Here is a 26,329-nt window from a genome sequence, read left to right on the forward strand (position 1 = left end):
CAGCCCGGACAGGGTGTCCCCCTCCTCCACGACCACCGTGTCCGCGTCCCGCGAAGCCTGCCCGTCCCGGCGCTCGGATGCGGCGGGCGGGGTCGGTCCGACCTCGGTGGCGCCTGCAGACCGCTGGCCGGTGTCGATCGGACCGGTCTGACTCTGCTGCGTGGTCGTCGTCGGGTGCGTCGCACTGGCCGGGGTAGCGGCGTTGACCGCGGCCGGGGCGGTGAGGAACAGCGCGAGGGCGGCGGCGACCAGGCCGTGCGTGGTCGACTGCGGCAGGGACAGGGCCGGGAGCTGGGGTGCTTTCACCCCGCGCAGCTGGGCAAGGATCTCGACCAGGATGCTGACCGCGAACGCTGCCCACACCAGCCAGCCGAGGACCTTCGTCGCGGCCAGCGCCACGGTTCCGTCGTCCCGGGTGGTCAGAACATCGCGCAACTGCCCCAGGTCGGGCAGGCTGCCGGGCAGGGGGTTGCCGCCGAGGGCGATGAGGACGACGGGTAGGCCGACGAGGATCACCGCCAGGACGAGGAGGGCACCGAGCCCGGTCAGGACGCGTCGCAGTCTCATTGTTCGACTCCTTCAAGAGAACGGGTGATCCGTGCCTCGCCGATGCCGTTCGCGGACAGCGACCCGACACCGATGACCCCCAGGAACCGGGTCTGGTAGGTGGCGGTGACCTCGACCCGCACCGTGGTGGCACCGGTCACCACCGCGGCCCCGGAGACGCCGGCCGCGGCGAGGTAGGCGTTGGCTGCGGGTACCGCACCCGCGGTGTCGCTCACGGCACCGACCCCGCGCATCGCGGGACCGGTCTGCACCTGTTGGGCACCGGCACGGGCGGCCTCGCGAGCCACAGACCGGGCCTCCTGCATGGCGTGGATCTGCCCGGACACGTCGACCGCCAGACCAGCCATGATGAGGACCACGGCCGCGATGAGCACCGTGAACACGGTGACGGACCCACGATCAGAGACCGCGGCTGGGCGACCGGTGCGGGGGTGGGGTTGCATCAGGCCTGCCTTCCTAACCCTGCCGGTTGCGATAGGTGTCCAGCGGGGAGGTCATGGTCGAGGTCAGGGTGCGGGAACCGGGCACGCCGGGCATCCCCAGGTCGGACATGTCGACCACGCAGGTGACCGTGGCGGCCACGGTGCCGGGGGTTCCCTCGGGCAGCCCGAAAGCGGCGGTGTCGACGGCCACCGACTGGGTGCCGCACCGCACCGCCTGGTTCGTCAGGGACGCGGACGCCGCCCCCGCTGCGGAGGTGTTCGCCTCCCCCGGTGACCGGGCGATCGAGGCGGCCCGGGCCGCCTCGGAGGCAGCGGCCTGAACGGCCTGCTGGGCCAGAGCCCATCTCCCGGCGAAGATCACCAGGACCACGAACAGGAGCAGCACCGGGGCCAGGACGACGATCTCCAAGGTCGCCGAGCCCCGCTCCGCCCGAGCCCGGCGGCGCCGCGGCCGGTCCGTGGCGTGGTTCGTCCTCATCCGGTGATCCGTTCTACGGGCACGCTGGCGGACTGGACGATCGCGGGTGCCCATCCAGGGATGAGGGACTGGGCCTGGCCGGTGACCGTGACCGTGGCCGTGGTCGCTGACCGGTTCGCAACGGTCCCGGCGCCCTGCAGCACCCCGTCTCCGCCGCCGGCGGTGAGAAAGTCGTCGGCGGCCGCGGCACCTGCCCCGGCGGTCGAGTCCTCGGCGGCCGCGACCCGGGCCCCGTCCTGGGCGGCGCCCAGGGCCAACGCCCGTGCGTGGAACCACAGACCGGCCTGGACGGCCATGAACAGGAACAGGAACATGACCGGGGCCAGGATGACCATCTGCACCGTGACCGAGCCCCGCTCGGTGGACCGGTCGGGGCGTCCCGACCGGTCCACCGCACGATCGCGGCCGCGGTGGCGGCTCATCAGCCGAGCTCGCCGATCTTGCCGGTGGCCCACGCGGTCAGCAGCGCGCCGACGGTGGTGACGAGGGCGACGATGATGACCGCCCACATGATGTGCTCGACGGTGATCGAGCCGCGTTCGCGGCCCTCACGGAGCCGGGCCGCGGTGATGGTGTGCAGGTTGATCGCGGTGCGCTTCATGAACCGGCTTCTTTCTCTGTAGGTGATGCGGGGTTGTCGTTGGCTGCTGGTGTCGTGCCCCAGGGGCGGGTTCAGCGGGTCGCCATACCGGTCCTGGTGTGGTGGCGTGCTCGTCTCGTCGTCGTCTTCCCAGAGGTGCAGGTCAGCCCCCCGTCACCATGCGCAGGATCTGCGGGGTCAGGAGCAACCCCAGGAAGACGGCGCCGAGCATGGTCATCGGTAGCGTCATCCGTTCGCTGATCGCGTTCGCGTCGGCCTTCTGCGCGTTGAGCAGCGCCGACCGCATGCTCGCCGACCGGGCCCGTAGCTGGTCATAAACCTGGGCGCCCTCTTCCCCGGACAGGCGCATGATGTCGGCCAGGTCGTGCAGCTCGGGCAACCCCAGTTCCTCGCCGAGCTCGCGCAGCGAGTCCCAGGGGGTGGTCCCGGACCACCGTGTCCGTGCCAGCTCCTCGCCCAACCGCCGGAACACCCAGGAGTCACCGATCGAGGCGGCCGCCTCCATCGCCTGCCTCGGCGCGGACCCGGCGGCCCGCTCGAGAGCGACCAGGTCGATGAACGCGCCCAGGGACCGGGAGAACTCGACCCTGGCTTTCTTCGCGTCGTCGATCACGTTGTAGGTCGGGATGAACCACAGCACGACGGCCAGTCCGAGGGAGGCCGCGACCGGAAGGTAGAGCGGCAGCCCGGACCAGAACACCATCGGCACCACGCTCAGCAAGGGACCGATGACCAGGCCGATGAAGGCGAAGAGCAGCTTCTCGCCGTAGAACCGTTCCCTGGTCATCCGCAGCACGGCCAGGTCCTGGGCCGAGACCCTGCCCCACACGCGTTCCGGCAGCACCCGGTGCCCCACCGACCCCAGCACGTCCCGGACGTCTGCGTCCTTGGACGCACCGTTGCGGGTGCGCAGGCCGGCGGCCCGGGTGCCGGCCGGGGACAACCGGGTCAGGGCGTCGGCCAGGTCCGGGGCGGCTGGGACCAGGCGGATCAGGATCAGCGCCAGGCCGGCACCGACCAGTCCCCCGGCGACCAGCATCAGCTGCAGCCCGGTCATGACGCGGCCTGCCGTGCGTGAGTGCCGATGAACCTGGGCAGCGGCTTGCCGCGGGACATCACCCGCATCCAGACCAGGGTGGCGACGTAGGCGGCCAGCAGCACCAGCAGCAACGCCTGCCCGAAGGGTGTCCCGTACGGGGCGACGTAGTCCCCGGACAGGGCCAGGAACGCCAGGACCCCGACCGAGATCAGGGTGATCAGGCGCGCGTTGGACCGGGGCTTGGCCCGGTCGGCCTCGATCTCCCGGCGGGCCCGGACCTCCTGACCCACGGACTCGGCCAACGCGTCGAGGACCGCCGCGAGACCGGCCCCCCGGCGCCGGGCCCCGAGCCGCAGCTGGGCCACGATCAGGTCCCCGGTCGCGTCGTCGAGGTCGTCGGCCAGCAGGGTCAGCGCGGACTGGGTGTCCCACCGGGACCGCAACCGTCCGACCAGACGAGACACCTCGGGCCGGATCGGTTCAGGGGTGGAGCGCAGAGAGGTGATGAGTGCCTGCTCCAGGCCGACCCCGGCGGTCAGGACCCCGGCCACGGACCGCACCCACTCCTCCATCGCCTCCAACCGCTTCACCTGTGCCTGCGCCGGGGGCGCCGCCAGCAGCAGCGGCAGCCCGGCCACCGCGGCCGGGACCAGCACCACAGCGACCAGGAACCCGGTCAGCGCCGCGATCAGAGCACCGGCCACGAACCCGGCGGCCAGGAGCACCAGGGTGCGGCGGGACAGGGTGATCGTGCGGGGGCGCGAGCGAGGCGGCCGTGGGGGCGGTGCCGGTCTGCGGGTCAGCCCCAGCGCGATGAGTAGCACCCCGCCGGCGACGAGGGCGCCGGCAAGGCCTGGAACCACCGGGGTCATGCGGCACCCCCTTCCTGGTCCTGCTCAGCCTGGTAGGCGGCCAGGTCGAACCCGAACCGGACCAGGTCGCGGTAGTCGTCGGGCAGCACCCGCGGGAGCGCGACAGCGGCACCGGGGTGGGCCTTGAAGATGTGGGTGTGCGCATAGCCCTTGGCCTGTTCGCCCGGGGTGAGGGCGATGATCTCCGAGACGAACCGAGACACCCGCGCAGTGCCGTCCTCGACGGGGTCGACCTGTTTGGTGACGTGGACGACCACGTCGATCCCGGCGGCTACCGAACGGAGGGCGAAGTCGTGGGTGGCGTGCTCACCGGCCTCCATCACGCAGGTGACGAGCTTGTCCACAGCGCCCAGGGCGTGCGCCGCGTGCGTGGTCGAGATCGATCCCGACCCGGACTGCATTGCCTTCAGCATGGCCATCGCCTCTGGGCCGCGGACCTCGCCGACGATCTGCCGGTTCAGGTTCATGCGGAAGGAGTCGAACAACGCCTCCTCGAGGGTGAACTCGCCGGCCTTGCGGCCGCTCGGACCAATCTCGCCGGACCCGGGCCGGGCCTCCCAGGCGAAGCAGTGCGGGTGCCGGTCGGTCATCTCGTGCAGGTGCAGCTCGTACTCGGTCTCGAAGGTGCCGATGACCTCATACCGAGGGATCTCGTTGCACAAGGCCCGCACCATCGTCGTCTTCCCCGCGCCCTGCGCGCCGGAGACCACCACCGAACGCCCGGAGCGGACCACCGCGGCCAAGAACGACGCAGCGACCGGGCTCAAGGCACCCATCCCGATCAGGTCCTGCAGGCTGACCTGGGTCAGCCGGTGCCGGCGGATCACGACCTGCGGCCGCGGGGTCACCCACGCCTGCGCCGCGAGGCGGGCCCCGCCATCCAGGCGCAGGTGCAGTCGCGGGTGTGAGGGTGAGAACGGGCGGGGGTTGACCTCGGAACGGGTCGCGACGAACGTCAAGAACTCGATGAGCTCCTCATCGGAGTCAGCGACCGGGTCCGCCTCCACCTGACGGCCCCCGGTCAGCTCGACCACGACCCGGTCGTGGCCGAAGATCATCACGTTCTCCACCTGATCGTCGTCGACCAGCGGCTGCAACCGGCCCAGCCCGAACACGGCGTCAAAGACAGCCCTGCCCAACCGGTCCTGATGAGCCAGGGGCCACGGGTCGTTCCCGGCCCGGGCCCGCTCGGTGGACTCCCGGGCCAATAGGTCGGCGATGATCGCCCGGCCGCGTTCCCGCTGCCCATCCCGGTCCTTGAGCAGGTCCCCGGTCGACTCCTGGCTCAACCGGTCAGCCGTCTGCTGCCGCAGCACCGCCACCAGCGACCAGTCCAACCGCCCGGACCGGTCCCAGCCATGAGCCTGCTGGCCGCTCTCCCCTGGGTGGTGCACCGTCTCGAACGGGACGACCGTGGCTCGAGCACCTGGCAACGGCCCCTGACCCGCACCGGGGGCCTGCACAGCCGGTGCCGGGGAACGCTCCCCCGGTGGGAGGGTGAAGGTGCCTCGCCGCCGCCCCGGCCTGGCCGGTGCTGGCGTGGCCTCGGTCGTGCCCCCGGGGGTGGCAGCGGCGAACAGCGGCAGGTTCGTCGGGTCAGTCCCCGGTCCGGTCAGCGGCTGCTCGGTGCTGGTGTCGGTCTCGCTGGTCATGACGCCTCCCGGTCCGGTTCGGTGAGTTCCTGCCGGTTCTGCGTGATCGTGGTCATGGCCGCCTGGTCCAGCCGGCGCAGGCTGCCGACGAGCTGGCTCGCGGCCAGCCGCCGCACCGATGCCCCGACAGAGAACGCGGCCGCCGACTTGGCGTCCAGATCCACCGTGCCCAGAACCTTGGCGCCCAGCACCTGCTCCACCTCACGGGCCGAGTACGGGTGGCCGGCCCCGACCAGGACCACCGCGAACGAGGACCCGGCTCCCGACTCGTCGAACTCGGTCCGCAGCGCCTGCACCCACGAGCGTGCCCCAGCCAGGGACACCAGGTCCGAGCGGCAGGTCACCAGAGTCAGATCCGCCCCATGCAGCAGGGGTGTCGCCGAACCCACCAGCCCCAGCCGGCCCAGGTCGACGATCGCGTCCTGGCCCGTCCCCGACAGCGCCTTCAACGCCCCCAGCAGCGGGTCCCACAACCCACCCAGTCCGCGGGCCTGGGTGTGGGAACGGGGCCCGGGCAGCAGCGCGACCTGGGAGCCCGGCAACACCATCGAGACCGTCGGGATCGTGGAACGCAGATCGCCCCGCCGCTCCGCAGCAACCAACTCCACCAAGGCGTCCGGGGGCGCCACGGCCCCCTGCAGAAAACCAGCCAGAACCGGTGAACCCCCGGTCGGGTCCGCGTCCACCAGCACCGTGGGACGGCCCCGGGTCAATGCCCAACCCAGCGCGGTTGTGGTCACCCCTGGCGACCCGGAGGCGGACGTGAGCGCGATGACCGCCATCAGCCCTCCCGGCTCTCCAACACCAGGGCGACCCGCCCTGCCGCCGCGTACTGCGCCACCGCCGGCGCCTGCGCCGCGTCGATCAGCACCGACACCACCGTGGCCTGCTGGCCCGTGGCCACGTCCGGGGCACGCACCGAGACCACCTCAGCCTCGGTCAGGACCGGATCCTCCACCGTCGCCGGGTCCCCCTGAGCGCCCGCCGTGACCACGACCCGCACCCGGTCCCCAGCCACCAACGGCTCCCCCGGCATCAGCTGCGGAGTCACCGCCACACCCACCACCGACTCACCGTCGGCCGGGACGATCTGCTCGGTCACCGCCTCCTGCGTCAGCAACGACCCGGCGGCCAGATCCAGCGCCGCGCGCCGCCCCACCAGGTCCTCCAAGTCCGAGCCAGGCACCACAGCCAGGGACGGGTCAGAACCCACCTGCACCACCGCCAGATCCTCAGCCCCGATGACCTCTCCGCGCATCACCGTCGACCGGACCGCGACCACGTCCTTGGCCTCCGACGTCGCCAGGTACACCCACACACCAACCAGCGCGCCGAGCACCACCAACGCGACACCGGCCAACGTCAGCACCGGGCGCCGACGCAGCTTCAGCGGTGTCGGCACCGGCGCCGACTCACCCTCCACCATCGGAGGCGTGGTGTTAGGTCCATTTCCGGGGTCGCCAGCACCTGAAGACTGGTCCGCGTCTCGTCTCCTGGACATGCCTGCCTCCCCTTCGCTACGTCGACGCGAGCCTCTCGCGCCTTCTCCGTCTCGTGTCCCGCTGCAACCGAACTAATTGGCCAGGGAGCTACGGTTGAATGATGGCTTGGGCCTCGCCCAAGCGAATGGTCGTCGCCTCAACCAGATCCATCGGAATCTGACCGGACTGACCCATACCGGACCACGTGATGACCCAGAACGAAGTCGCCGACACCTGATAGGTCCCCGGGTCCCCATACCGATGCCCGCAGTCCGGGGAGGCCCGATCACCGAATTCGTCCGCGTACGGGGTTCCCGGGCCCGTGCAGGTCACCAAGGCGCCATCACCCATGTCCCACACCACCTTCTCCACCACACCGGTCGCAGTCACCGAGTATCCGGCCGCGGACGCGGTCCGGCTGACCGGGCCCAACGTGTTCTCGGCAGGGTCATCGACCCACATCCAAGTCGGCAACCCCACCAGCCCGATCCGATCCGGCCCGTCCTCCGGCACGATGCCGATCCCCACCGCCTGCAAGTTCATCTCGGCGATCGCTTGATACGCCAGATCCAACGGGTTCGGGACGTCCTCCCACGGCGGGTTCATCGACCACGCCATGTCCACGAATCCGGGCTCGAGGGACGGGTCGCCCAGCCAGTTACCGCGCACGTAGATCGCCCCCTCGGTGTTGCCCTCCCAAGCCGGGTCAGACTTCCGCGGCTGCGGATCTGCAAGCTTTGCGTAGGCGTTCCACCCCTGTACCCAGTGCCAACCACCCGCCAGCTCGCACGGCACCACCTGCCCACTCACCGTTTCCGTACACGCGACATCCGCCGGCGGTCCCTCACCGCCACCGCCACCGCCACCGCCCGGATCTACCGGATCCCCCGGCACAATGGGGTCTCCCGGGCCTTCAATGACGATTCTGCAGCGTCCAGTTCCTGGATCGATGACCTCACCGGGGCCGCAGACCACCGGTGGCACTGACTCGCCCGCCATCGCCGCTGCGCCTGAGCTAACTGGTGCGAAGATTGCCAACATCATGGTGGTGATGGTTGCTGCCTTCAGGGACCGCATGGCTCGTACTCCATGGGGTCGTGAGTGACGAACAGCTCACCCTCGCTTGTGGCGTCTGGGCCGACCCGATAGGTGATCTGCTGCCGATCTCCCAACTCACCCCGATTCGGCTTCTCACCGTTGTAAGTCACGTCAGACCAGTCCAGGCAAGCCGTCACCTGATAGTCCTCGCCCTCGCCCTCGGCTACGGCCTTGACCGCCGTGACCGTCACGACAGTCTCACCCTCCTGAGCGAGCCCCTCCTCTCGGTCCATCTGCAGGTTGGACACCCACTGCGCGACCGCTTGGCCTCGTGCAACCCCAGCTAGGTCCTGGACTGGGACTTCGGAATTCCTTCGTGCCTCATCCAGGAGTGCCCAAGCTTCGACCACGGCTTGGGCTGCATCTGCTTGCCCTTCGTCTTGTAGTTCGGCAGCAGTCGGATCCGCCGAGGTTTGTCGTGCGTCCTCCGTCGCGCTCGATGTGGCCGTGTCAGTTTCGCGAGTGTCCGACGTCTGGGTGGTCTCGAACGACTCGTTCGGCGCGCCACCCCCGCATCCGGCCAACAGGCCAAGGCACGCCGCCAAGGCCAACCCACTCGTCACCCCGCTGGTACGCATGCAAACCTCCTTCACTACTAGGAAGCCATCCAGGCGATACGGGAAGCATCAGCGTGGTGATGGACGCCCGATGAGCCCTGGCCCTAAGTCGGCGGCGTCCGACGCACTGCGCTTGCCGTAAGGTAAAGAAGCGCCCACCCAGCGTGACGCTAGCCCAGGCTTGTTCGGAGATGACGGGTAGGCGAGTAACGATTCGATCAAGAATTCTGGCCGCGAGTGCCGCGTAGAGCCTGCTCGACGCGCGGCGCAGACACCCCCAGCCGCCCCGCGAGCAGGCTCACACGCCGCGTGAAAACGTCACTCTCGAAGTCCCCATTCTCCCACCGGACCACAGTTCGGGAACTGACGTACACCGTCCGAGCCAGTTGCGCGATTGTCAGACCAGCCGAGAGTCGCTGCTCCCACAACGTCGCTGAGCCAGCAGGTGCAATGAACAAGGTCTCGACTGGAACGTCCAGTATTTCTGCGATGCGTCCAAGCGCCCCCGGGCGTGGAGTCGAACGCCCCGACTCCCACCGCGACACACGTTCGCCGCCCACAACCCCAACCGCCCGGGCCAATTGGTGCTGAGTCAGTCTTGCACGTTCTCGCAGCGACCGCAGACGCTTCGGATCCATGGGGGCGCGCGCGGGAGACATCAGGTCAGCGCAACCGCATCCAGCCCTGGCCCGCGATAGAAGTTTTGTCTCACAGGGCCCCTCGCTACAACGAAGGGATCTGCACCATCAACCGATCCACATCGGCCGGGTTGACACGAATGAGGCGAGGGCCGCTTCGGTATGCCGGGAGTCGACCCTCGGCGATGCGGCGTCGCAGTGTGCGGATACTGATGCCAGTCCGTTCGGCGGCAGCGGCCAGGGACTCGTAGTGCCGAGCCCGTGTGGGCGCGCGTTCCATTGCATAGCTCATGCCACCTACAAGCCATGTAGCGGATGGCGACAGCATCACGTCGAGTTCTGGATTTCAGGGAGGGTTCCCTCGTGGTCCGTTATCCCACCTCGTGCCTCTGAGCGCACGAGCGACGCGGTGACGCAGTGACGCATGTCGAGTTCAGTGGAGGTCTTGGCCGAACTGCTTCTCGAGAGCGGTAGCTACCGCCTCGAACTCGGCAAGGGCCGCTGCAAGATCCTCCACTATCTCGCGGGCAAGGACGTCAGGGGACGGCAGGTTCTCCAGGTCCTCCAGCGAATCGTCGCGCAGCCACGTGATGTCGAGGTTGGCCTTGTCGCGGGCGACGAGCTCGTCGTAGGTGAAGGAGGGGGACGCTCCTTGCACCAAGATGGGGCTGCACGCCTCGGAAGTGTGCGTCACTCCGCCCACTATGGGGCAGGTCAACGGCACTTGCGGACCCTGACTGCGGTGCTCTAAACCACTGCAAAAGAAGCCCGAGGAGCGTGAAGTCCGCATAGCATCCGTGATCCCGCGTACCCGGGGGACCGCCGTGGCGGCCTCTTGCGTCCCGGCAAGACGACCTTGATGTCGTTAGCCTCAGTCGAGTGAAGAGACTGTCCCGTCGACCCGAACAGATCGAGACCCTCAACTTCCACGCTACGGTCGATGTCCCCGCGCTCGGTGAGCAGCGGCGGGTGTCCGACCCGGCTCGGGTCGAGGCGACGGTGGCCCAGTTTGAAGCGGGCCTCCGTGACTCCCTGGAATCGCCGTCACGCATCCGGGGATGGGTGAGCGACCAACTGTTCGGTCTGATCGCCGCCGACCTGGGAGGGTGCAAGTTGGTGAAGCAGGAGGACGCCGGCATCCTGTTCTACGAGGACGAGGTGAAGCTCCCGGACTGGCGGCTGACCCTCGTGTCGGGCGAGAACATCCTGGTCGAGGTCAAGGCCGAAGACGACCATCACGCGCAGGCATTCAAACTGCGCCTGGTCGAAGTCGCCCGGTTGAGGAGGTACGCCGAGCTGAACGACTGTCCGTTGTACATCGCGGTCCACTGGCTCGCGGTGAGCATGTGGACGTTGGTACCGATCGATGACTACGTCCGGGTCGGTGACCACTTCGAGATCGACCTCGAGACGGCCTTCAAGCGCAACCACATGTCCTCACTGCTCAACGACCGCATGCTTGGGCTGACGCCACCGCTGGAGTTCCGCCTGACGATGAAGGAGGTACCGGGTGAGGATCGCGCACCCGAGGTCGAAGGTGAGCCGGAGGAGGATGGAACGAGGAAGCTGTCGCTGGTGACCACCGGTGTCCGTATGTTCGCTGGCGGTGAGGAGATGGTCGACAAGAACGAGACCGCGCTGGTCTGGTTTCTCATTCAGCACGCGCGTTGGCCGTGCGATGAAAGACTGGAGGACTCCGGCGACGGCGTTTGGAAGATGGTGTTCACGATGGCGCCCGACGAGTGCCACGCCGAGCAAGGCTTCGACTTGGTCGGGAGCCTGAGCGAGCTTTACACCCGGATGTTCTACTCCGGCACTACCTCCCTCGAGGACGAGACGACAAAGCTCAGCATCGACGTCGAGCCCGGCACCCTTCCCCGACTCGTTCCGACCGACCTCAAATCCGACCGGCTTCCGCTTTGGCACTTCCACATCAACCCGTCCGCTCCAGTTGCTGTCGAGGACCCCTAAGGTGAGTAGCGGCGCTAGACTAGGACGTCCTCATCGGCGGCACGGAAAGCGGACAGACGGCTGGTGTCGGCCCATCCCAATACCGCCGTGTCGTCGGTTGGCCGCACATGCCCTCTGTCCGCGCAACAAAGCCTCTTCGGTCCTCTGTCCTGGCGCGTTACTGGCTATCGGCGCGATGCAAACCCCCGGCGACGGAGGGCATCCAAGGCGCCTCTTACCGCGTGCCTTTCCGGCGACTATCGAGGGACACTACGGTGTCGGCGCGTTCCCGGCGGAAGGGCAGTTCCTCCGCCGTGGCGTGCCGGACCATGACATCCTCCGCGAATTCAAGGGTCCAGTGCATGACGTCCGCCAGCCCGCGGACTGGGGTCGGTCCGTAGAGAACCTCAGCCATAGCCCGAAGGCCTCGCGGCTTGCTGGGAGCGATCGCCGCCTTCTCCCTGAGTCGCTCGCCCCGGGCGCTCATCTGCCGAAATAGGCTGTGGTAACGGTCATCGTCTATGCGCTCGAGCCGCCGCGCGGCCCGGATGAGCGCGGCGATGGAGACCCGCCACCGGCGCTTCAGCATGGCGAAGTCCTGGAGTGTTGGGTGTTGCGGCATCTCCTTCGATAGGGCCGCAGGCGGGAGCAACAGTTCCGCCGCGAAGTCGTCGGCCTCGGACTCGAGCGCCCGGCTGGCGCCGACTCCGCGATGGAGCAGGAGGTGGCCCATTTCGTGGGCGAGGGACCAGGTCTGGCGATCGCCGGCCTCGGTCTCGAGCAGTGCAACGAACGGGCGGTCGTCCAGCCACACCGAGAAAGCGTCCTTGCGAGTCGCGGCTGCAGGGACCGCCACGACGGTCACTCCCGCATGCTCCAGGAGGTGCAGCAGGTCGCGCGCAGGCTCTGTCGGGGTTAGTCCCAGCGCTTGCCGAAGGAGGCCTGTGAGCCTCGTCGTCTCGGACGCCGGCTCGGTCGGTAGGACAAGGCGTGGACCGTCGAGTTGGCTCTGCAGGTAGGCCGCAGCTTCAAAGACGATCTCGCCGGCACGCTCGGCTTGCCGCAACTCGGCCTTACTAACGGTGCTCCGGCTCCGGAAGTGGAGCGGGTCCCCTGAGAGCTCGATCCTCGGTGGCCGCTCGAAGAACGATGTGGGAAACCCCGTGAGGTCGGCGAATTTGCTCAGTGCGATCTCCGGCAGCTCGTAGGCGTCGCTCTCCGCGCTAGACCAGCGCGACTGGCTAACCCCGATCTCGACCTGTACCGCTCGCTGTGTGAGCCTGCTGAACTCGCGCGCCTGTCGAAGCCGAGCTCCGTAGATCACGCCTGCCCTTCCTCCCGCTTATCACCGTCGTCGCGTCGAGAGTAGGTGAGATCTGCGCGGCGCGCCTCAGCGGGGTGAAGGTCGTGGGACCAGTCGGGCTCGACGCACGCCGGCCGGCCTCCGATGCGGAGTGGACGCACTAACCGCAGCCGCATTAGATCCGTGCCGCTCTCGGTCCACTGCAGGATGAGGTGGTTGCGCTTGGTGCCTGGCAGAGCGCCGGCTGCTTCCTCGTCGGCAGCCAAGGAGGAAAAGAGTGCGCCAGGGCTCCAAGCTGAGCGCTGAGTGACGAAGCTGCGCGCGCGCTCGCTCGTCGGTGGAGGGATCAGGCGTTCGACTGTGTGCCACACCCGGACGACGTCGGTGCTCGTCGTGAGGATCAGGCCGCTCATCGCGAACCCTAGGTTGTCCTGTTCCTCGAGGTCAGGGTTCAACTGCTTCAGCTGCTCCATGGCCTCCCGCCGCACGGAGTGATAGAAGTGATGCATGTCCGCAGTGGGTGAGTAACCTAGGCGTCCGTGCGTTGCCGTCGCCGCGCGGAGCCCGGCGAGTAGGGCTTCGCGTGCCGCATCGCACAACTCCTGAACTCGCTCAATGGTGGCCACAGGGCCAACGTCTAGTTCCATGGATAGATCATATACACGTCTACCTCACTCGCGAGGATCCTGAGCGGTGTGTCGTCGTCTCCTTCCGAGGGGCGCGCCGGCACGCTCTTCGCCGCGAGTAGCGCGTTGGAAGCACCGCGTCCTACCGCCGCGACCGGACGGGTTTCTGGGGTCGGCGTTGCGTCGTGGGCGCCGACAACCTCGTCGCGCGTCGTCGCGTTGGCGGCGGGCACCGACTGGGCGCGGATCCTGGTCGCCGCGGGACGCGACCATGTCCACCACGACCAGTTCCACGACGGCACTACCGTTCCAGCCGTCCTCGATGACCTCCGCACAGCTCGCGGCTGTCTCGTTCCTGGCCCGGTACGCCGGAACCACCCACTCCCTGTACCGGGCACAATTGGGCCGCTGGTTCGCCTGGTGCGAGACCAACGGGTCGGACCCACTGATGGGATACAACGAGCGCACGTCGAGCTCTACATCCGCGTGCTTGGGGACGCCGGCCTGATGCACTCCTCGGTGAACACGATGATGCACGCCTTCCGCGGCTACTTCCGGTTCGCGCACATCGACGGCACAATCCCCGCCGACCCGGCCGTGTATGCCCAGCTTCCGAAGGTCCACCGGGACGAGTCCCGCACCAGGGCCTGGACCGACTGGAGCTGATCCGCTTCCTCCAGGTCGCCCAGACCATCACCGTCCACCACGGCGCACTGGCCTACCTGCTGGGCATCAACGCGCTGCGCGCTTCCAAGGCGGCAGCCGTGCGGATCGAGGACTACATCGACGTGCTGCGCGGCCACCGGGTGCTGCACCTTGTCGGCAAGGGCAACAAGCCTGCCACGATGCCGCTGACCGTCCCCGTCTTGCGGGTTCTGGAGGCCTGCCGTGGTGAGCGCAGCAGCGCGCCTCTGGTGCTGCACCCGCTCGCAGGCAACCGATCGACAGACGCGACGTCTACCGGATGGTGCAACGACAGACGCGACGTCTACCGGATGGTGCAACGCATAGCGAAGAGCGCGCGGATCCCCCGGCACAGCAGCCCACACTCGCTACGGCACGCTGCCATTACCAACGCCCTCGACGCCGGCGTCCCACTACGCGACGCCCAAATCCTGGCCCGGCACGCTGACCCAAGAACCACCGAGCACTACGACCGGGCCCGCGGCAACCTCGACCGCCACGGCGTTCACTTCCTCACCGCCTACGTCGCCGGCGTCTGAACCTGTCCATGGTCCACCGTTGGCGTCAGTTCCGCCCAGAAAGGGCGAGATCGTCAATGACCGGCAGGGTCACTTGAGAGGTGGCTCCCCGGTAGCCAACGTTCCGTTTCGCGCGAACCCATCCCCTAAAACGGGTCTGTCCGGTTCGTGGGGCACCGGCCCTTCCGACGGATCGGCGCCGGGGACCCAGCCGCCGGCGAGAGTCATCGTCCTGTTATTCGGCTCGTAGATGGCAGGCAACCTCGTGATATCGACAACCACAGGTACTTGCGTCGATATTCCGGATAATACACACGAGCCGGTCGGGAGAATCGGCAGAGACTCGAACGACACACGGTCGAGGTAGGCGACGGCTCGCTCAATGGCCAAAATATCCAGGTTGTTCACCAGGCGGTGTAGGAAGTAGTTGTGCAATTGCGAGATGATCGTCTCGGAGATGTCATGCGGCCGCTGGCTCGCGATCGTAAGGAAGACGCCGAACTTCCGCCCTTCTTTGATGATTTCCTCGAAAGTCTCAAGGCGGTAGTCCTTCCAGGCTTCGCTCTCCCGTGAAGACGCGCTGGAGAGGATGTTGTGCGCCTCGTCGACGACGATGTTCAAGTATCGCGAAGTATCAGCGTCGCGCTTCTTCTCATCGTATAGTTGACGGCAGATAAGGAGAGGTATGACCTTGCGCATTTCGACGTTCACGTCCCGGAGCGAGATCACAGTGAGCGGTTTGTCGAGGAGTGGTTCGTCTGACACCTTGATGAGTCGCTTGACACGGGGCATCCGCGACTCGAGTCGCTTGATCAGCGGGCCAAGGTGCTCGCGATTTGCATAGCCGTTGAAGATGTCGGAGTAGTACTGCAGTACGAGCTTAAAGCGGATGCGATCGACGTCCTGCAGGGCGCTTGGGTCGATGCCAAGCGCGCCGATGCGGGTGTAGGTCAACTCTTGGAAGAAGCTGTCGTGATTCGGGTCGTTCGCGTATCGGGCGACACCACCGGCACGGTAGTAGAAACATTTGCTCATCGAGTGATAACCAAGGTGCGATTGGATGTCTCGGATGTACTCATTCAGTTCGTGCGGCGCCCCTTGGCCCATGCACCCTTCGACCTCTTCGAGGAACTTGACCACGAGGCCTTTGTCCAGCGCGGGATCACTACTCCGTATCGCTGCATACACAATGCCGGCGACAGCTGAGGCCAGATTTTCCCCAGTTTCGAGCTTAGTCTCCCAGTAATTGCTCTGCAGCGTCCGCTGGACGAACGGGGCCTGGGTCTTTTCGGTGGCGTCGAGTAGGACAGTCCAGATGACAGGATCCTCCATCGCCACCTTATTCAGCGGCAGCCGGTCGCCGTCATCGGTGCGAGTAGAGAGTATGAACTGGGTTTTGAGCTCGTTATCGGCGAGCACCGAACTGTTGCATTCGCCCTGCTCTGCACCAGGTCGGTTGACGTACTCGCCGTTGAAGTCCATGAGCAACACGCGGGCACCCATTTTGAAGGACTGAGAGTCACCGTAGGCCGCAAACAGCTCGTGGTAGAGCTTCGTAAGCGTGTAGGACTTGCCGCTACCCGTGTTGCCGAAGATTCCGATGTGGCTCGCGAAGAGGGCGTTCACACCGACGCGAACATCTTGGCCGTGCTCCATCGCGAGCTGGCCAATCGTGACCGCCCGATCCGTCGAGTCTACGAAGCTGTGAATGCGATCGAACTCGTCTTCATCGAGCAGGAAGCTCTCGTTGCCCACAAGGGGCAGCTCGCGGACACCGCGGCGGAAATGGCCGCCGGACATGAAACCGATGAGGCTGACCGTGAGGATCCGCTCGACGCGGTCTCGGGAGCTTCGATAGGCGTCACCACCCCGCGCCTCAGCGACTTCTTCGCCATCAACCTTCGCGACCAACTCGGCGAAGCCCTTGGTGATCTTGAGGTAACCCCCGACTCCAACGTTTCGGAGGAGTCTGCCCCGATAGATGAGGTGCGCGCCGTTCTTTGCCTTGTCGACGCGAATGCGGACGGTCCGACCCTGGATACCGACCACCTCACCAACCCGAAAGACGGCGTCGCGCGTGAGGAGCTCGTGGTCAATCATCGAGGTGGACCAAGGGCTCTTGTACCGACACCCTCACATCAAGCGTTTGCTTCGCTTCGGAGGTGGCAGGCACGATCTTGGCGAAGAATTCACTGACAACCGTTGGCAGGTCGAAGCGCAAGGCTTCCTCACCAGCGGGAGGCGCGGGCGGCGCAACCAACCGGATATTGCTGTTGGTGATCGGATAGCCATCGAAGGCCGACTCGATGTCCGTCGCGCTGCTCGGGCTGTACGCGAAGATGACGATCTGCAGCGTCGGGTTCGTGCGTGCCGCTCGAACCATGAGTTCACGAATGTGCTCGTCTCGGCAGGAGAACCCGACGACGAACAGTACGGCATTCTCCTTCTCCAGTTCGTTGGAGAAGAGCCGGAGCAGGTCGTAATAGTTTTGGTTCAGCACTGTCTGCTGAAACTTCGCCTTTGTGGGGTTGACGATCGCCAGCTGGTCATACGCGTCAAGAAAGGGTCTAAACACCTCGGCGGCGTTCTCGGGGATTGGCCCTGCAAGCAGGTCGTCCAACGTGGTGCCTCTACCCACGTCGACCAAGATTAAGTCGACCCTCTCGAGTTCTTCGGCTGCCGCCGCCACTTGCTCAAGGCGAACATCAAGGGATATCCCGGGGCGGTTCTCGCCATCTCTCTCGGCCGACCAGCTGACAGACCCATGCAGCTTCAGCAGGTTGAAGGTCGGCACTTCGGAGAGGTTGTCGTACTGCAGGCTCCGACGCGAGACGACTGAGCCAAAGTTCGAGGTGCTGAAGCGCGGACGCAGCCGGCCCGAAAACCCATCGTTCAGATGGACTTGGAGCGCCTCCGCCGCAATCTCGGTCGCCAAGTCTACATTGGTTGTAAACAGGTTGACCTGCTTGTTCAGGATCGAACTGCGCCGTTCGAGCAGCAGCCGGTTGATTGTCTGCAGGAAGTTCTGGTAGCGACGCAGTGTTTCTGGGGCGTCGCCATCGCCGTCGAGCAGCTCCTGATTCCTTAGGACCACGCTGCGGAAGAATCCTGAGTAGATCGACGCCCGAGCGTAAGCCCTTGCGTCATCGTCTACGTCGGCGGCATCCAGTCTCGTGAGGAGGTTCTCGATGTCACCGAGCAGTCGAAACATGGGGGCGGAAGCACCAGCGCCGAGCAGGAATGACAGGTGCGCGTCCTGCACGAGGTCGCGCAGACGCTCATGTGTCAGTCCGTGGGATACAAGCGTCATGCAGTGGCCTCCGTCACGTGATGCGAACGCTTCTTGCAGGAGGCTAGCCGAAAGCACCGCAGTTCTCGCGCCGAGGCAGGTCGCGTCATCGCGCCGCCTACGGACTAACCCGTCTTGCGTAACCGGCCATCCTTCCTGTTTGCGAATGGGCGCTTCCCCCAGTCGGAGACGAACTGTGTGATCAGTTCAGACTCGACGTCTTCTGGGTCGTCGTCGAGCGTTTCGAACCAGGCCGTGAGGAAGGTCAGGCTCTCGGCCAACTGCCAGATGTACCTCCCGCACCAGCGCCCGACAGGGGCGCCGGCGCCGTGCTTACGGAATTCGTCGAGGCGCGTTGACAACCCTCGCCTGCCGGAGGCCCGGGCGCTTGCTTTGCCGATGTAGAGAACGGGTGCGCCGTTTACCCAAGCCGAGTCAAGGAGGTCCCGCGTGACGGAGGGGTTCTTCCCCTTGAACCAACCCGCGGGGTTGGTGTCAAGGAAGGCGGGGCCCTCTGGTTGCTCGCGCAGCACGACGTATACCCCTGGTCCGCGAGGTACGCGTGCGGCAGGGAGGTCGACGAAATGGACGAACCCCTCGAAGCCCACGGTGCTCAGCCCGTCGCGCGACGAGTCCATGCCCCTCAGTCTGCATCAGGACCGGGCACCACGCGCCAAGGGCGGCCGACACGGGCGCGTCCTTCCGCCGGAAGCGACACGGGCCGCGACCGTTGCGCCCCTGACCTTGCAAGGCGCCCGCAGCCGATGACTGGGACCCCCGGCGGTCAGCGCTGCCGCTCAGCGACATCCAGCAGCAAGTGGACCAACTCGTCGGGCCGGTTCGTGATCCCGAAGAAGCCGGCCGGTGTTCCAGCCTGCAAGCTGCCCACGTAGCCGATCACTGGAAGATCCGGACGCTCGCCCGCCAAAGCCTCGGCCATGTCTCGACCGGCGGTCGGCGACTCAGGCCGAGCGAGGTCGGTTATCAAGACCGTGGGATCGACCGCACCCATTAGTGCGTACGTCTGGTCGGTGCTCGCGGCGACGGCGACATTCACGCCGAGATCCCGGAGATAGGTGCGCTCTACGCGATTGTTCTCCGGCTGGTCGTCGACCCATAGCACGCGAGATCGCATCAGCTGCTCGTGGTTGCGCGCCACCCGCTGCTCGACGGTGCGAACCGCACGTTCGGACACCGGCGGCCGATCGGGAGCCTCCCGCAATGGCTCGGCAGAGACTTCGATGACACCGGCGATGCCGATCTTCGTCGCCCGCTTGGCGAGGCCCTTGATGGGGTCCCAGAGCAAGACCAGGGCCACCACCAAAAGCACCAGCGTGATCAGCGGCACGACCTGCTCGATCAGCGCTACCCAGATGACGTCGCTCACCATGGATCCAGCTGCTCGACCACCATGAGGGCAGCCTCGACTGACGGTCGTCGCTCGGCACCGAACTGCAGGCCGAAGCTGGACGGTGAGCGCCGCAGCGCGTGCAGGGTCAGCAGGACCTCTGGATCAGTGGCCGCGATGGGTCCGGCGCCGATGTCCCAGGACTCCTTGTCCAGGCGGGCTTGGTCGAGGACGTCCTGGACTGATCCGAGGAGGGCATCGACCACCGCTGGCGCGGACGGCTCACTGATCAGGCCGAACTCCGTGGTGTTTCCACCGCGGACTGCCCCGTGCAGAAGCCGGAGGTTCACGCCGTATGGCGCGAGCCCGCTACGTGAGTACTCAGGGCCAGCGAAGTCGTCCGGGCCGAGCTCGTCGTCAGCCCGTCCCGCGGCGATGCGCAAGAGCTCACCCGGGTATCCCGTCGCCTCCACCTTGTAGCGCACGATGTCGTCCTCGCCAGCCAGGAGTTCGCGCAGCGTGTGGTGGTCAAGTGCGGCGGCAGCAAGCGGCCAGCCAGGGTGCTTGACCTCTGCCAGCCACCGTGTCGTGGCCCGGGCCGCGTCGCGCGCGGCCTCTTGGTCGATAAGTGCGACCATGCCGATACCACGCAACGCATGGGCGGCGATGTAGTCCGAGACTTCGCCCCGACGCGGTTCCGTCGTCCGCATCGCGTGATCGGCGGCCATGAGCATGGCGCTTGCGGTCGTCTCGACGACCTCGGGCCGCAAACCGAGCAGGTTGATCGCGTCGCGGAGGACTGGCACTCACACCACTCCCCGTGCAGCGACGATATCCTCGGGCGGGATGTAGCGTCCGGCCGCCTCGTTGTCGACGATGTCGCTCGGCTTCGGTGGCCAGATGCGGTTCTGCAGGGCGCTCACAATGTCGCCAGGGGTGTAGAGCTCCGCTCTTCGAAGTCGACGGGGCGGCACCCGGATCGGGACCGCGACCTCGCCCTCAGCCCGGAACCGTGACCATGCCGGGTGCTGGTGCACGTCCCGGACCTCCTCGCTGAACTCCGTATGCAGCCCAGCAGGTTTGCCGAGCAGGAAAACGTACCCGTAGAAGAGCCACCCCGGCGCCTGAAACCCCCGCGTGGCAAAAGCCAAGGCAGTGTCGATCGCGAACGCCGCATGGTTCTGCTTGTGACGCTCCTCGTAGGTGCCCGCCGTCATCGAGATATACGGAGAGTCGTTCCGCATGAACTGATGACGGTGCCGGTGGTCATCGAGTGCTTTCGGACCGAGCAGATGCTCAGCACCGTCAGTGTTCGTCACGCGGCCATTTCGAACAGCCGCGCACAAAAGCCCGGACCTGCTCATGATCTCGGCGACCTCATCGCTGCCCTGGTCACGGCGCAGACCGGATACTCCTCGGACGACCATCTGTAGGATCATGCCGTCCTCCCTCAGCCGCGACTTGACTCAAGAAGATGGTTCCAAAACCGTGTCGCAGTGGCAAGGGTCCACCATGTGATCAAGACGTAGGTGCCCTCACCTACCCGCCCGGGCTCGCTCACAAGACCCCGCGGGCCTCAAATGAGTTGTCTGAAGGTGAGGGAACGTCATTCCGCCGCCAGTCGCGCGCATTGAGACGGGTACGCGTGCGGTCTTGCCGGCGGATCGCTCAGGCTCAGGCTGCTCGGCCCGGGCCGCATTCCTATGCGCTGCCAAGCGGCAGAACGGAGCATCAGTCCCGTGGGACCGGATGGCAGGTTGCCGTTGGGTAGGCTGGGCAATGTGTCCGAGGTGATCCGCTTCCCGAGCCGCCACACAACCTTGGCCGAGCCGTTGTGGCGTGAGGCGGTGGGTGACACCGTCCGGCAGGAGCGACTCGACCGGGGCGAGCGGATCATTGACGTCGCCGAGCGCGCGGGCATTGCGCCGCAGTATCTTTCGGAGATTGAGCGTGGCCGCAAGGACCCTTCCTCCGAAGTGCTCAGCGCGGTCGCCGGCGCTTTGGACCTTGGTGCTGGTGAGGTCACGCGGCGGGCTGCCACGCAGATGAGTCGCGGCCCGGTCTGCCTGGCGGCCTGACGCTCACTCGCCATTGCTGACGCGGCTGGTGTAGACGACGTCGACGACGCCGTAGTTCACGGCCCCCTCTGCAGTGAGGATCAAGTCGCGCTCGGTGTCCTCCCGGATCTGCTCTCGTGGCTTGCCGGTATGAGTGGCAAGGACCTCCTCGAGCATGGTGCGGACCCGTTCGACCTCGTCGGCCTCCAGGATCAGGTCGGGGATCGCGCCTCGTCCCTCGGCGGCAGGCGCGTGGATGACGACCCTGCCGTGCGGCAGGATCGCCCGACGCCCGGCCTCGCCACCGGCGAGCAGCACAGCCGCCGTGGAGGCAGCTTGTCCCACGCAGGTGGTGTGAACCTCCGCCCGCACGAACTGCATCGCGTCGTAGATCGCCAGCATCGCGGGGATCGAGCCGCCCGGGGAGTTGATGTAGAGCTGGACCGGCTGGTCTGGGTTGTCGGACTCCAGGTGGATGAGCTGGGCGATGATCGCGTTGGCGACGCCGTCGTCGATCGGGGTGCCGAGGTAGACGATGCGGTCGGCGAGCAGGCGGGAGTAGATGTCGACCGTGCGCTCTCCCTGGTGGGTGCGGGTCGTGACGTAGGGGATCGAGTAGCTGCTCATGGACGCCCTCCGAGGCCGACCGGCCGGTGTGCGACCGGCATCACCTGGTCGATGTCGTTGATGAGGTGGTCCACGAACCCGTAGTCGATGGCCTCCTGCGCGCTGAACCATCGGTCCCGACGCGAGTCGCGTTCCACGGTGGCCACGTCCTTACCGGTGTCCTCGGCGATCAGGCTCAGGACGGTGTCACGGGTATGCCGCAGGTCGTCGGCCTGGATGGCGATGTCCATCGCCCTGCCACCGATGCCGGCCGACCCCTGGTGCAGCAGCACCTTGGAGAGCGGCATCGCGAATCGCTTCCCCCGGGTGCCCGAGGACAACAGGAACTGACCGGCGCTGTAGGCCATGCCGACGTTGACCGTGACCACGTCGTTCCCGATCGCTCGCATGCAGTCGCGGATGGCAAGCATTCCCGGGACCGAGCCGCCGGGTGAGTTGATGAGCAGCCTGATGTCCGCCACCGGGTCCTCGACGGCCAGCAGGAGGAGGCCGTTGCACAGCCGGTTGGAGTTCCAGTCCTCCAGCGGCTCGCCCAGGAGCAGCGTGCGACGCTCGAACAGACGTCGGTACATCTCTTCGTCCAGTGATCGTCCCGGGGGTGCTGATTCGGTGCTCATGTGACCACTGTCAGTGAATGCCTCCGTCGGGACGTCGCTGCGCTGCTCACAGCGGCGCTGCTGTGAGCAGCGTCGGCGAGCGTGGCTAAACGGAGGTTCTCAGGGGCTCGAGCGCGGAGAGAATGAGGTCGAGGCCGAAGATGAACTCCTCTGCCGGGTCGTAACCGGTGGCGGCGAGCGTCGCGGCGGACTCGTGGAGGTAGGGAAACTGGTCGGGAGGGAGCTGGGGCAGGTAGACGTCCTCGACCATGTCCGCGAGCTCGTCGGCGGTGTCGAACGGGAGGGTCGTTTCCTGCAAGGCGTGCCCGTAGACGTAGCTGTCGAGCAACCAGTTGGCGTGCGTCGCCATCGGGACCGTGAAGCCGGACCTGCGCAGGCAGGCGGTGACCGCTTCGCGGTGACGGAGGTTCGCGGGCCCCGGCGTCGTCCGCGACTCCATCAATCCGGTCGCCCACGGGTGGCGGGTGAGAACCTGCCGGGCCGACACTGCCCGCCGTCGCATCGCCGTCTGCCAGTCACTCTCCTGGGGAGGAAGTTCGATCTCCTCGAACACCACGTCGATCATGGCGTCCAGCAGTTCTTCCTTGCTCGCCACGTAGTGGTAGAGCGACATCGCACCCACGTCGAGCACGCCTGCCAGCCGGCGCATGCTCAGCGCGTGCACCCCGTCTTGGTCGGCGAGCCGGATGGCCTCGACCACGACCCGATGCCTGCTCAGACCCGTCTCCGACGCGGGCTGACGTTCGTTCCCCACAGGCACGGGTGACCTCCCTTCCTCAACCCTCTTGACAATCGTACAGCGTACGTCGATAGTACGTCGTACGACTGGTGCGTACACCGTACGACGCTGTCGGCTGTTGAACCTATGACGTAAGGAGACTTCGGTGAAAGCCGCGCAGTCATCGGATGATCCAGCGCGCCAGGCGGCGGAGGACAGACCGGCAATGATGCGGGCCGTCGCGCAGCAGCGCTACGGCCTGTCCTCGGTGCTCGAGACGATCGAGGTCGACGTGCCGTCGCCCGGTGCGCGCGATGTGCTCGTCCAGGTGGGTGCGGCCTCGGTGCATCTCGGTGACTACTTCGTCATGACCGGGAAGCCGTATGTGCTGCGCCTCGTGTTCGGGCTCCGCCGGCCGCGCCACGGGATCCCGGGCCGTGACCTCGCCGGCGTGGTGGCAGCGGTCGGGAAGGAGGTCACCGCTGTGAGGCCCGGCGACGAGGTGTTCGGCTGGAGCACGGCGGGAACGCTGGCGGAGTATGCCTGCGTCCCCGCGGACCACGTCGTGCCCGTACCTGCCGGCACCTCGGTCGTGGAGGCGGCTGCAGTCCCCACATCGGGCCTGACGGCGTTGCAGGCGATGCGGGACATCGCGAAGGTTCGACCTGGCCAGACCGTGCTGATCACGGGAGCGTCGGGCGGGGTGGGCTCCTTCGCCGTGCAGATCGCCAAGTTGCTCGGCGCGGAGGTGACCGGTGTATGCAGTAGCCGCAACGTCGACCTGGTCCGCTCGCTGGGGGCCGACCACGTCGTGGACTACACCAGGACCGACTTCACCCGCGTCGACAACGGCTACGACGTCATCCTCGACAACGTGGAGTCCCAGCCCCTGGCAGCTGTCCGCAGAGCGCTGACGCCTGCCGGCACCCTCATTCCCAACAGCGGACGCGGTGGCCGCTGGCTCGGGCCTCTCGGCCGGATCGTCAGAGCGCGCGTGCTGTCCGGGTTCACCCGTCAGCGACTGAAGCCTTTCGCATCGGTCGAGAAGCCCAAGGACCTGCTCGCCCTGGCCGACCTCCTCCTGACTGGGCAGGTCACACCCGTCATCGACCGCACCTATCCCCTCCACGAAGCAGCCGACGCCCTCCGCTACGTCGGGGCCGGCCACACCCGGGGAAAGGTCGTGGTCACCATCTGAGGACCTCGACGACAAGAACGACACCTCGTGCCCTTTCCACCCTCAGACCTGACGTCACTGCGGCTGAAGGACCCCTCTTCCTCGGAGAAGAACCGATGACCAACCGAACGAACACCCCGGACCAGCTCGATACCCCACCGATCCCCGTGCAGGCCAAACTCGCCGCAGCCTGGACCAGCTTCATGTTCCTCTACGTCTACGTGGACATTCTGGCCCTCTACAAGCCCGGCGTCGTCGACGGCATCCTGGCCGGGGTCGTCTGGGAGCTCGACATCACCCCCACCTGGGCCATCTCGGCCTTGACCCTCCTGGCCATACCCATCCTCATGGTCGTCCTCTCGATGACCCTGCCCGCCCGGGCCAACCGCATCACGAACCTGGTCGTGGCCGCGCTACAGATCCCCTTCGCGGCGTTCAACGCGGTGGGGGAGATAGGCGAGCCCTGGATGTACTTCTACGTCCTCGGCGTCGCACTGGAAGTCGTCGTTCTCGCCTTCATCCTTCGCTCCGCCTGGACCTGGCCACGCCGCACCGCATCACCTTCGACCCCCGTCCCCGAGGGGCGCCCCGCGCCGCAACAGGCATGACTACCCGCCTCGCTGTGCTGCCGGCGGAGAGCAGCAGGTCATGACATCCCTCACTCCGCCCGCGTCGGCCCAAGGCGGCGCCGAACCTGACATCCCAGCCGAGAACCCGATCCCTCAACTCACCCTCCCCGGGGTGATACGAGTCTGGGCAGCGGCCGCTGTACCCATGGCCGGGTTAGCGTGGGTGCTCGCGCCACTGCTCGCATCCGGATGGGACTCTCCCCTCGCCCTCGCGCAGTCCCTCATCGTGCTGCTCACTGCGGGCATGGTCTGGCAGTTCGTCCTGGTGAAGCGCCCCAGCTTTGCGGCCGCTCCTATACGGGTTCCGGCTCTCGATTGAGGGCGGTGTAGTAGGTCTGCTCGAATTCCGCGGGGCTTTGGTAGCCGAGGCTACTGTGCAGCCGGCGCTGGTTGTACCAGTCGACCCAGCCGGCGGTGGCGTACTCGACGTCGTGGACGCCGCGGTAGGGCCCGTCGTGGAAGACGGTGGTGCGCACACACTCGGTCTTGTAGAGCCCGATCACGCACTCCATGAGCGCGTTATCGTACGCATCGCCGACCGACCCGATCGAGGGACGGATGCCCTCCAGCGCGAGGTGCTCGGTGAGCCGCAGCGAGGTGTACTGACTGCCGGCGTCGGCGTGGCCGATCAGCTGCCCGGGCAGCACCGGGTGACCCTCCCGGGCACGCTGCCAGGTCGCCATCCTGACCGGCGTCATGACCAGGTCCACGTCCTTGGTGCTGGCGGCGTGCCAAGCCATGATGCGCTGGGCGTACACGTCGACGACGAACGCGACGTACACCCACCCCGACCACGCCCGGACGTAGGTGAAGTCCATGACCCACGTCCGGTTCGGGGCCGCGGCGGTGAAGTCGCGGTTCAGCAGGTCCCCGGCGCGAACGCCGTCCTTGGCCGGGATCGTGGTCCGGATGCCCTTGCTCCGACGGATCCCGGACAGGCCCAGGGCCCGCATCGCCCGGTCCACGCTGCCCGGCGAGACCGAGGGCATCCTGCGGGCGACCAGGGCCGTCATCTTCCGCCGCCCGTACAGGCCCTCCGGGGTGAGCCTGCGTCGACCCGCAGGGTCGGTGGTCCAGGCGAGGTCGCGGACCGTGTCCATCACCCACGCGTCCTGCACCGTGCGGTCCGCGACCTGGCGGCCGGACCGGCGCCAGGTGCGGTAGGTGCGCTCGGCGACCTGCAGGCCCTGCTGTCGCAGGACCCGGCAGACCGACCCGACCGTGCGCCCCTGGGCACGCTGGGTGTCGATGAACGCCACGATCATCGGTTCCGGGGGTCGAGCTCCCCGATGCTCCTATGTCAAGGCCGGCGTCTCAGGCGGCCTGCTGGATGTGGGTGGAGGCTGGGATCTGGTCGGCG

31 protein-coding genes and 2 pseudogenes are annotated in these 26,329 nt (G+C 66.9%); 6 read left to right on the plus strand and 27 right to left on the minus strand.

Going from position 1 to position 26,329, the window contains the following annotated elements; translation table 11 throughout:
• From Q0795_RS16780 to Q0795_RS16845, 15 genes and pseudogenes are all read right to left on the minus strand, one after another.
• Positions 1 to 567, minus strand: a pseudogene (locus Q0795_RS16780) (hypothetical protein); the annotation flags it as partial.
• A complete protein-coding gene (locus Q0795_RS16785; RefSeq protein ID WP_298891663.1) occupies positions 564 to 950 on the minus strand; it encodes a pilus assembly protein TadG-related protein in 387 nt (128 codons plus the stop codon). The pseudogene Q0795_RS16780 and the gene Q0795_RS16785, both read right to left, overlap by 4 nt.
• A gap of 73 nt (positions 951 to 1,023) precedes the next feature.
• Positions 1,024 to 1,488: a TadE/TadG family type IV pilus assembly protein gene (locus Q0795_RS16790; protein ID WP_298891665.1), complete on the minus strand. Its 465-nt coding sequence runs from the start codon at positions 1,486 to 1,488 to the stop codon at positions 1,024 to 1,026.
• Positions 1,485 to 1,910, minus strand: a complete 426-nt coding sequence (locus Q0795_RS16795; RefSeq protein WP_298891667.1) for a TadE family protein — start codon at positions 1,908 to 1,910, stop codon at positions 1,485 to 1,487. The genes Q0795_RS16790 and Q0795_RS16795 overlap by 4 nt, the downstream gene beginning before the upstream one ends.
• The gene (locus Q0795_RS16800) at positions 1,910 to 2,089 is read right to left on the minus strand and encodes a hypothetical protein (protein ID WP_298891669.1); all 180 of its coding nucleotides are present in this window, start codon (positions 2,087 to 2,089) and stop codon (positions 1,910 to 1,912) included. Before Q0795_RS16800 ends, Q0795_RS16795 begins: the two co-directional genes overlap by 1 nt.
• A 142-nt stretch (positions 2,090 to 2,231) precedes the next feature.
• Positions 2,232 to 3,146 (minus strand): type II secretion system F family protein, encoded by a 915-nt coding sequence (locus Q0795_RS16805; RefSeq protein WP_298891672.1) that lies wholly within the window; start codon positions 3,144 to 3,146, stop codon positions 2,232 to 2,234.
• Positions 3,143 to 4,000: a type II secretion system F family protein gene (locus Q0795_RS16810; RefSeq protein WP_298891674.1), complete on the minus strand. Its 858-nt coding sequence runs from the start codon at positions 3,998 to 4,000 to the stop codon at positions 3,143 to 3,145. The genes Q0795_RS16805 and Q0795_RS16810 overlap by 4 nt, the downstream gene beginning before the upstream one ends.
• Positions 3,997 to 5,652 (minus strand): ATPase, T2SS/T4P/T4SS family, encoded by a 1,656-nt coding sequence (locus Q0795_RS16815; protein WP_298891675.1) that lies wholly within the window; start codon positions 5,650 to 5,652, stop codon positions 3,997 to 3,999. Before Q0795_RS16815 ends, Q0795_RS16810 begins: the two co-directional genes overlap by 4 nt.
• Positions 5,649 to 6,434, minus strand: a complete 786-nt coding sequence (locus tag Q0795_RS16820) for a hypothetical protein (protein WP_298891676.1) — start codon at positions 6,432 to 6,434, stop codon at positions 5,649 to 5,651. Before Q0795_RS16820 ends, Q0795_RS16815 begins: the two co-directional genes overlap by 4 nt.
• Positions 6,434 to 7,054 carry an SAF domain-containing protein gene (locus tag Q0795_RS16825; protein ID WP_298891677.1) on the minus strand — a complete coding sequence of 207 codons (621 nt, stop codon included), beginning with the start codon at positions 7,052 to 7,054 and terminating at the stop codon, positions 6,434 to 6,436. The genes Q0795_RS16820 and Q0795_RS16825 overlap by 1 nt, the downstream gene beginning before the upstream one ends.
• Positions 7,055 to 7,241: 187 nt before the next feature.
• The gene (locus tag Q0795_RS16830; protein WP_298891678.1) at positions 7,242 to 8,210 is read right to left on the minus strand and encodes a hypothetical protein; all 969 of its coding nucleotides are present in this window, start codon (positions 8,208 to 8,210) and stop codon (positions 7,242 to 7,244) included.
• Complete coding sequence (locus Q0795_RS16835; protein ID WP_298891679.1) at positions 8,198 to 8,809, minus strand: hypothetical protein; 612 nt, start codon at positions 8,807 to 8,809, stop codon at positions 8,198 to 8,200. The genes Q0795_RS16830 and Q0795_RS16835 overlap by 13 nt, the downstream gene beginning before the upstream one ends.
• Before the next feature lie 197 nt (positions 8,810 to 9,006).
• Positions 9,007 to 9,447 (minus strand): helix-turn-helix transcriptional regulator, encoded by a 441-nt coding sequence (locus Q0795_RS17285; RefSeq protein WP_366942476.1) that lies wholly within the window; start codon positions 9,445 to 9,447, stop codon positions 9,007 to 9,009.
• 64 nt (positions 9,448 to 9,511) lie between these two features.
• Positions 9,512 to 9,754, minus strand: coding sequence for an excisionase family DNA-binding protein (locus tag Q0795_RS16840; protein WP_366942477.1), 243 nt, complete (start codon positions 9,752 to 9,754; stop codon positions 9,512 to 9,514).
• Positions 9,755 to 9,859: 105 nt separating this feature from the next.
• Entirely contained in the window at positions 9,860 to 10,120 is a 261-nt protein-coding gene (locus Q0795_RS16845) for a hypothetical protein (RefSeq protein ID WP_298891680.1), read from the minus strand.
• A 185-nt stretch (positions 10,121 to 10,305) separates the two neighbouring features.
• Here Q0795_RS16845 and Q0795_RS16850 point away from each other — a divergent pair, with 185 nt between their 5' ends.
• Positions 10,306 to 11,397 carry a hypothetical protein gene (locus Q0795_RS16850; protein WP_066636346.1) on the plus strand — a complete coding sequence of 364 codons (1,092 nt, stop codon included), beginning with the start codon at positions 10,306 to 10,308 and terminating at the stop codon, positions 11,395 to 11,397.
• A gap of 214 nt (positions 11,398 to 11,611) precedes the next feature.
• Here the strand turns inward: Q0795_RS16850 and Q0795_RS16855 are convergent, their stop codons facing one another.
• Positions 11,612 to 12,700, minus strand: coding sequence for an XRE family transcriptional regulator (locus Q0795_RS16855; RefSeq protein ID WP_298891682.1), 1,089 nt, complete (start codon positions 12,698 to 12,700; stop codon positions 11,612 to 11,614).
• The gene (locus tag Q0795_RS16860) at positions 12,697 to 13,305 is read right to left on the minus strand and encodes a hypothetical protein (RefSeq protein ID WP_157621718.1); all 609 of its coding nucleotides are present in this window, start codon (positions 13,303 to 13,305) and stop codon (positions 12,697 to 12,699) included. The genes Q0795_RS16855 and Q0795_RS16860 overlap by 4 nt, the downstream gene beginning before the upstream one ends.
• Positions 13,306 to 13,812: 507 nt before the next feature.
• Here Q0795_RS16860 and Q0795_RS16865 point away from each other — a divergent pair.
• Together Q0795_RS16865 and Q0795_RS16870 are read left to right on the plus strand one after the other, a co-directional pair.
• Positions 13,813 to 13,971, plus strand: a complete 159-nt coding sequence (locus tag Q0795_RS16865) for a hypothetical protein (RefSeq protein WP_157621717.1) — start codon at positions 13,813 to 13,815, stop codon at positions 13,969 to 13,971.
• A gap of 47 nt (positions 13,972 to 14,018) precedes the next feature.
• Positions 14,019 to 14,528, plus strand: a complete 510-nt coding sequence (locus tag Q0795_RS16870) for a tyrosine-type recombinase/integrase (protein ID WP_237141493.1) — start codon at positions 14,019 to 14,021, stop codon at positions 14,526 to 14,528.
• Positions 14,529 to 14,597: 69 nt separating this feature from the next.
• Here Q0795_RS16870 and Q0795_RS16875 read toward each other — a convergent pair whose 3' ends face one another.
• From Q0795_RS16875 to Q0795_RS16900, 6 genes are all read right to left on the minus strand, one after another.
• The gene (locus tag Q0795_RS16875; RefSeq protein WP_298891683.1) at positions 14,598 to 16,607 is read right to left on the minus strand and encodes an ATP-binding protein; all 2,010 of its coding nucleotides are present in this window, start codon (positions 16,605 to 16,607) and stop codon (positions 14,598 to 14,600) included.
• Positions 16,600 to 17,817 (minus strand): SIR2 family protein, encoded by a 1,218-nt coding sequence (locus Q0795_RS16880; protein WP_157621716.1) that lies wholly within the window; start codon positions 17,815 to 17,817, stop codon positions 16,600 to 16,602. Before Q0795_RS16880 ends, Q0795_RS16875 begins: the two co-directional genes overlap by 8 nt.
• A gap of 104 nt (positions 17,818 to 17,921) precedes the next feature.
• Positions 17,922 to 18,434, minus strand: coding sequence for a hypothetical protein (locus Q0795_RS16885; RefSeq protein WP_298891684.1), 513 nt, complete (start codon positions 18,432 to 18,434; stop codon positions 17,922 to 17,924).
• 146 nt (positions 18,435 to 18,580) lie between these two features.
• On the minus strand, positions 18,581 to 19,183 hold the full coding sequence (locus Q0795_RS16890) for a hypothetical protein (RefSeq protein ID WP_298891685.1): 603 nt from the start codon (positions 19,181 to 19,183) through the stop codon (positions 18,581 to 18,583).
• Positions 19,180 to 19,950, minus strand: coding sequence for a hypothetical protein (locus tag Q0795_RS16895; RefSeq protein WP_298891686.1), 771 nt, complete (start codon positions 19,948 to 19,950; stop codon positions 19,180 to 19,182). Before Q0795_RS16895 ends, Q0795_RS16890 begins: the two co-directional genes overlap by 4 nt.
• On the minus strand, positions 19,951 to 20,583 hold the full coding sequence (locus tag Q0795_RS16900; protein WP_157621715.1) for a hypothetical protein: 633 nt from the start codon (positions 20,581 to 20,583) through the stop codon (positions 19,951 to 19,953). It lies immediately after the preceding gene.
• 342 nt (positions 20,584 to 20,925) lie between these two features.
• Here Q0795_RS16900 and Q0795_RS16905 point away from each other — a divergent pair, with 342 nt between their 5' ends.
• Entirely contained in the window at positions 20,926 to 21,222 is a 297-nt protein-coding gene (locus Q0795_RS16905) for a helix-turn-helix transcriptional regulator (RefSeq protein WP_028130775.1), read from the plus strand.
• Positions 21,223 to 21,225: 3 nt separating this feature from the next.
• On the opposite strand, the gene Q0795_RS16910 is transcribed toward Q0795_RS16905, so the two are convergent.
• The 3 genes from Q0795_RS16910 to Q0795_RS16920 form a co-directional block, all read right to left on the minus strand.
• A complete protein-coding gene (locus Q0795_RS16910; protein WP_066636303.1) occupies positions 21,226 to 21,828 on the minus strand; it encodes a ClpP family protease in 603 nt (200 codons plus the stop codon).
• Positions 21,825 to 22,445, minus strand: coding sequence for a ClpP family protease (locus Q0795_RS16915; protein WP_298891687.1), 621 nt, complete (start codon positions 22,443 to 22,445; stop codon positions 21,825 to 21,827). Before Q0795_RS16915 ends, Q0795_RS16910 begins: the two co-directional genes overlap by 4 nt.
• Before the next feature lie 85 nt (positions 22,446 to 22,530).
• Positions 22,531 to 23,145: a TetR/AcrR family transcriptional regulator gene (locus Q0795_RS16920; RefSeq protein WP_298891688.1), complete on the minus strand. Its 615-nt coding sequence runs from the start codon at positions 23,143 to 23,145 to the stop codon at positions 22,531 to 22,533.
• 244 nt (positions 23,146 to 23,389) lie between these two features.
• Between Q0795_RS16920 and Q0795_RS16925 the strand changes: the two genes are divergently transcribed.
• Together Q0795_RS16925 and Q0795_RS16930 are read left to right on the plus strand one after the other, a co-directional pair.
• Entirely contained in the window at positions 23,390 to 24,361 is a 972-nt protein-coding gene (locus Q0795_RS16925; protein WP_298891689.1) for an NAD(P)-dependent alcohol dehydrogenase, read from the plus strand.
• A 95-nt stretch (positions 24,362 to 24,456) separates the two neighbouring features.
• Positions 24,457 to 24,948, plus strand: coding sequence for a DUF6326 family protein (locus Q0795_RS16930; RefSeq protein WP_139722293.1), 492 nt, complete (start codon positions 24,457 to 24,459; stop codon positions 24,946 to 24,948).
• A 314-nt stretch (positions 24,949 to 25,262) separates the two neighbouring features.
• Here Q0795_RS16930 and Q0795_RS16935 read toward each other — a convergent pair.
• Positions 25,263 to 26,255, minus strand: a pseudogene (locus tag Q0795_RS16935) (IS3 family transposase); the annotation flags it as partial.
• Between the last annotated feature and the right edge of the window lie 74 nt (positions 26,256 to 26,329).

Origin of the sequence: uncultured Serinicoccus sp. (assembly GCF_947487915.1) — a bacterium.
GTDB lineage: Bacteria > Actinomycetota > Actinomycetes > Actinomycetales > Dermatophilaceae > Ornithinicoccus.

Bases quoted from the DNA above. Each gene is read 5' to 3' on its own strand.
- Q0795_RS16925 (WP_298891689.1), top strand. From the start codon at position 23,390: ATGATGCGGGCCGTCGCGCAGCAGCGCTACGGCCTGTCCTCGGTGCTC.
- Q0795_RS16815 (WP_298891675.1), bottom strand. From the start codon at position 5,652: ATGACCAGCGAGACCGACACCAGCACCGAGCAGCCGCTGACCGGACCG.
- Q0795_RS16810 (WP_298891674.1), bottom strand. From the start codon at position 4,000: ATGACCCCGGTGGTTCCAGGCCTTGCCGGCGCCCTCGTCGCCGGCGGG.
- Q0795_RS16910 (WP_066636303.1), bottom strand. From the start codon at position 21,828: ATGAGCAGCTACTCGATCCCCTACGTCACGACCCGCACCCACCAGGGA.
- Q0795_RS16865 (WP_157621717.1), top strand. From the start codon at position 13,813: ATGCACTCCTCGGTGAACACGATGATGCACGCCTTCCGCGGCTACTTC.
- Q0795_RS16790 (WP_298891665.1), bottom strand. From the start codon at position 1,488: ATGAGGACGAACCACGCCACGGACCGGCCGCGGCGCCGCCGGGCTCGG.
- Q0795_RS16885 (WP_298891684.1), bottom strand. From the start codon at position 18,434: ATGGACTCGTCGCGCGACGGGCTGAGCACCGTGGGCTTCGAGGGGTTC.
- Q0795_RS16830 (WP_298891678.1), bottom strand. From the start codon at position 8,210: ATGCGGTCCCTGAAGGCAGCAACCATCACCACCATGATGTTGGCAATC.
- Q0795_RS16880 (WP_157621716.1), bottom strand. From the start codon at position 17,817: ATGACGCTTGTATCCCACGGACTGACACATGAGCGTCTGCGCGACCTC.
- Q0795_RS16795 (WP_298891667.1), bottom strand. From the start codon at position 1,910: ATGAGCCGCCACCGCGGCCGCGATCGTGCGGTGGACCGGTCGGGACGC.
- Q0795_RS16840 (WP_366942477.1), bottom strand. From the start codon at position 9,754: ATGCTGTCGCCATCCGCTACATGGCTTGTAGGTGGCATGAGCTATGCA.
- Q0795_RS16900 (WP_157621715.1), bottom strand. From the start codon at position 20,583: ATGATCCTACAGATGGTCGTCCGAGGAGTATCCGGTCTGCGCCGTGAC.
- Q0795_RS16805 (WP_298891672.1), bottom strand. From the start codon at position 3,146: ATGACCGGGCTGCAGCTGATGCTGGTCGCCGGGGGACTGGTCGGTGCC.
- Q0795_RS16835 (WP_298891679.1), bottom strand. From the start codon at position 8,809: ATGCGTACCAGCGGGGTGACGAGTGGGTTGGCCTTGGCGGCGTGCCTT.
- Q0795_RS17285 (WP_366942476.1), bottom strand. From the start codon at position 9,447: ATGTCTCCCGCGCGCGCCCCCATGGATCCGAAGCGTCTGCGGTCGCTG.
- Q0795_RS16930 (WP_139722293.1), top strand. From the start codon at position 24,457: ATGACCAACCGAACGAACACCCCGGACCAGCTCGATACCCCACCGATC.
- Q0795_RS16820 (WP_298891676.1), bottom strand. From the start codon at position 6,434: ATGGCGGTCATCGCGCTCACGTCCGCCTCCGGGTCGCCAGGGGTGACC.
- Q0795_RS16915 (WP_298891687.1), bottom strand. From the start codon at position 22,445: ATGAGCACCGAATCAGCACCCCCGGGACGATCACTGGACGAAGAGATG.
- Q0795_RS16875 (WP_298891683.1), bottom strand. From the start codon at position 16,607: ATGATTGACCACGAGCTCCTCACGCGCGACGCCGTCTTTCGGGTTGGT.
- Q0795_RS16800 (WP_298891669.1), bottom strand. From the start codon at position 2,089: ATGAAGCGCACCGCGATCAACCTGCACACCATCACCGCGGCCCGGCTC.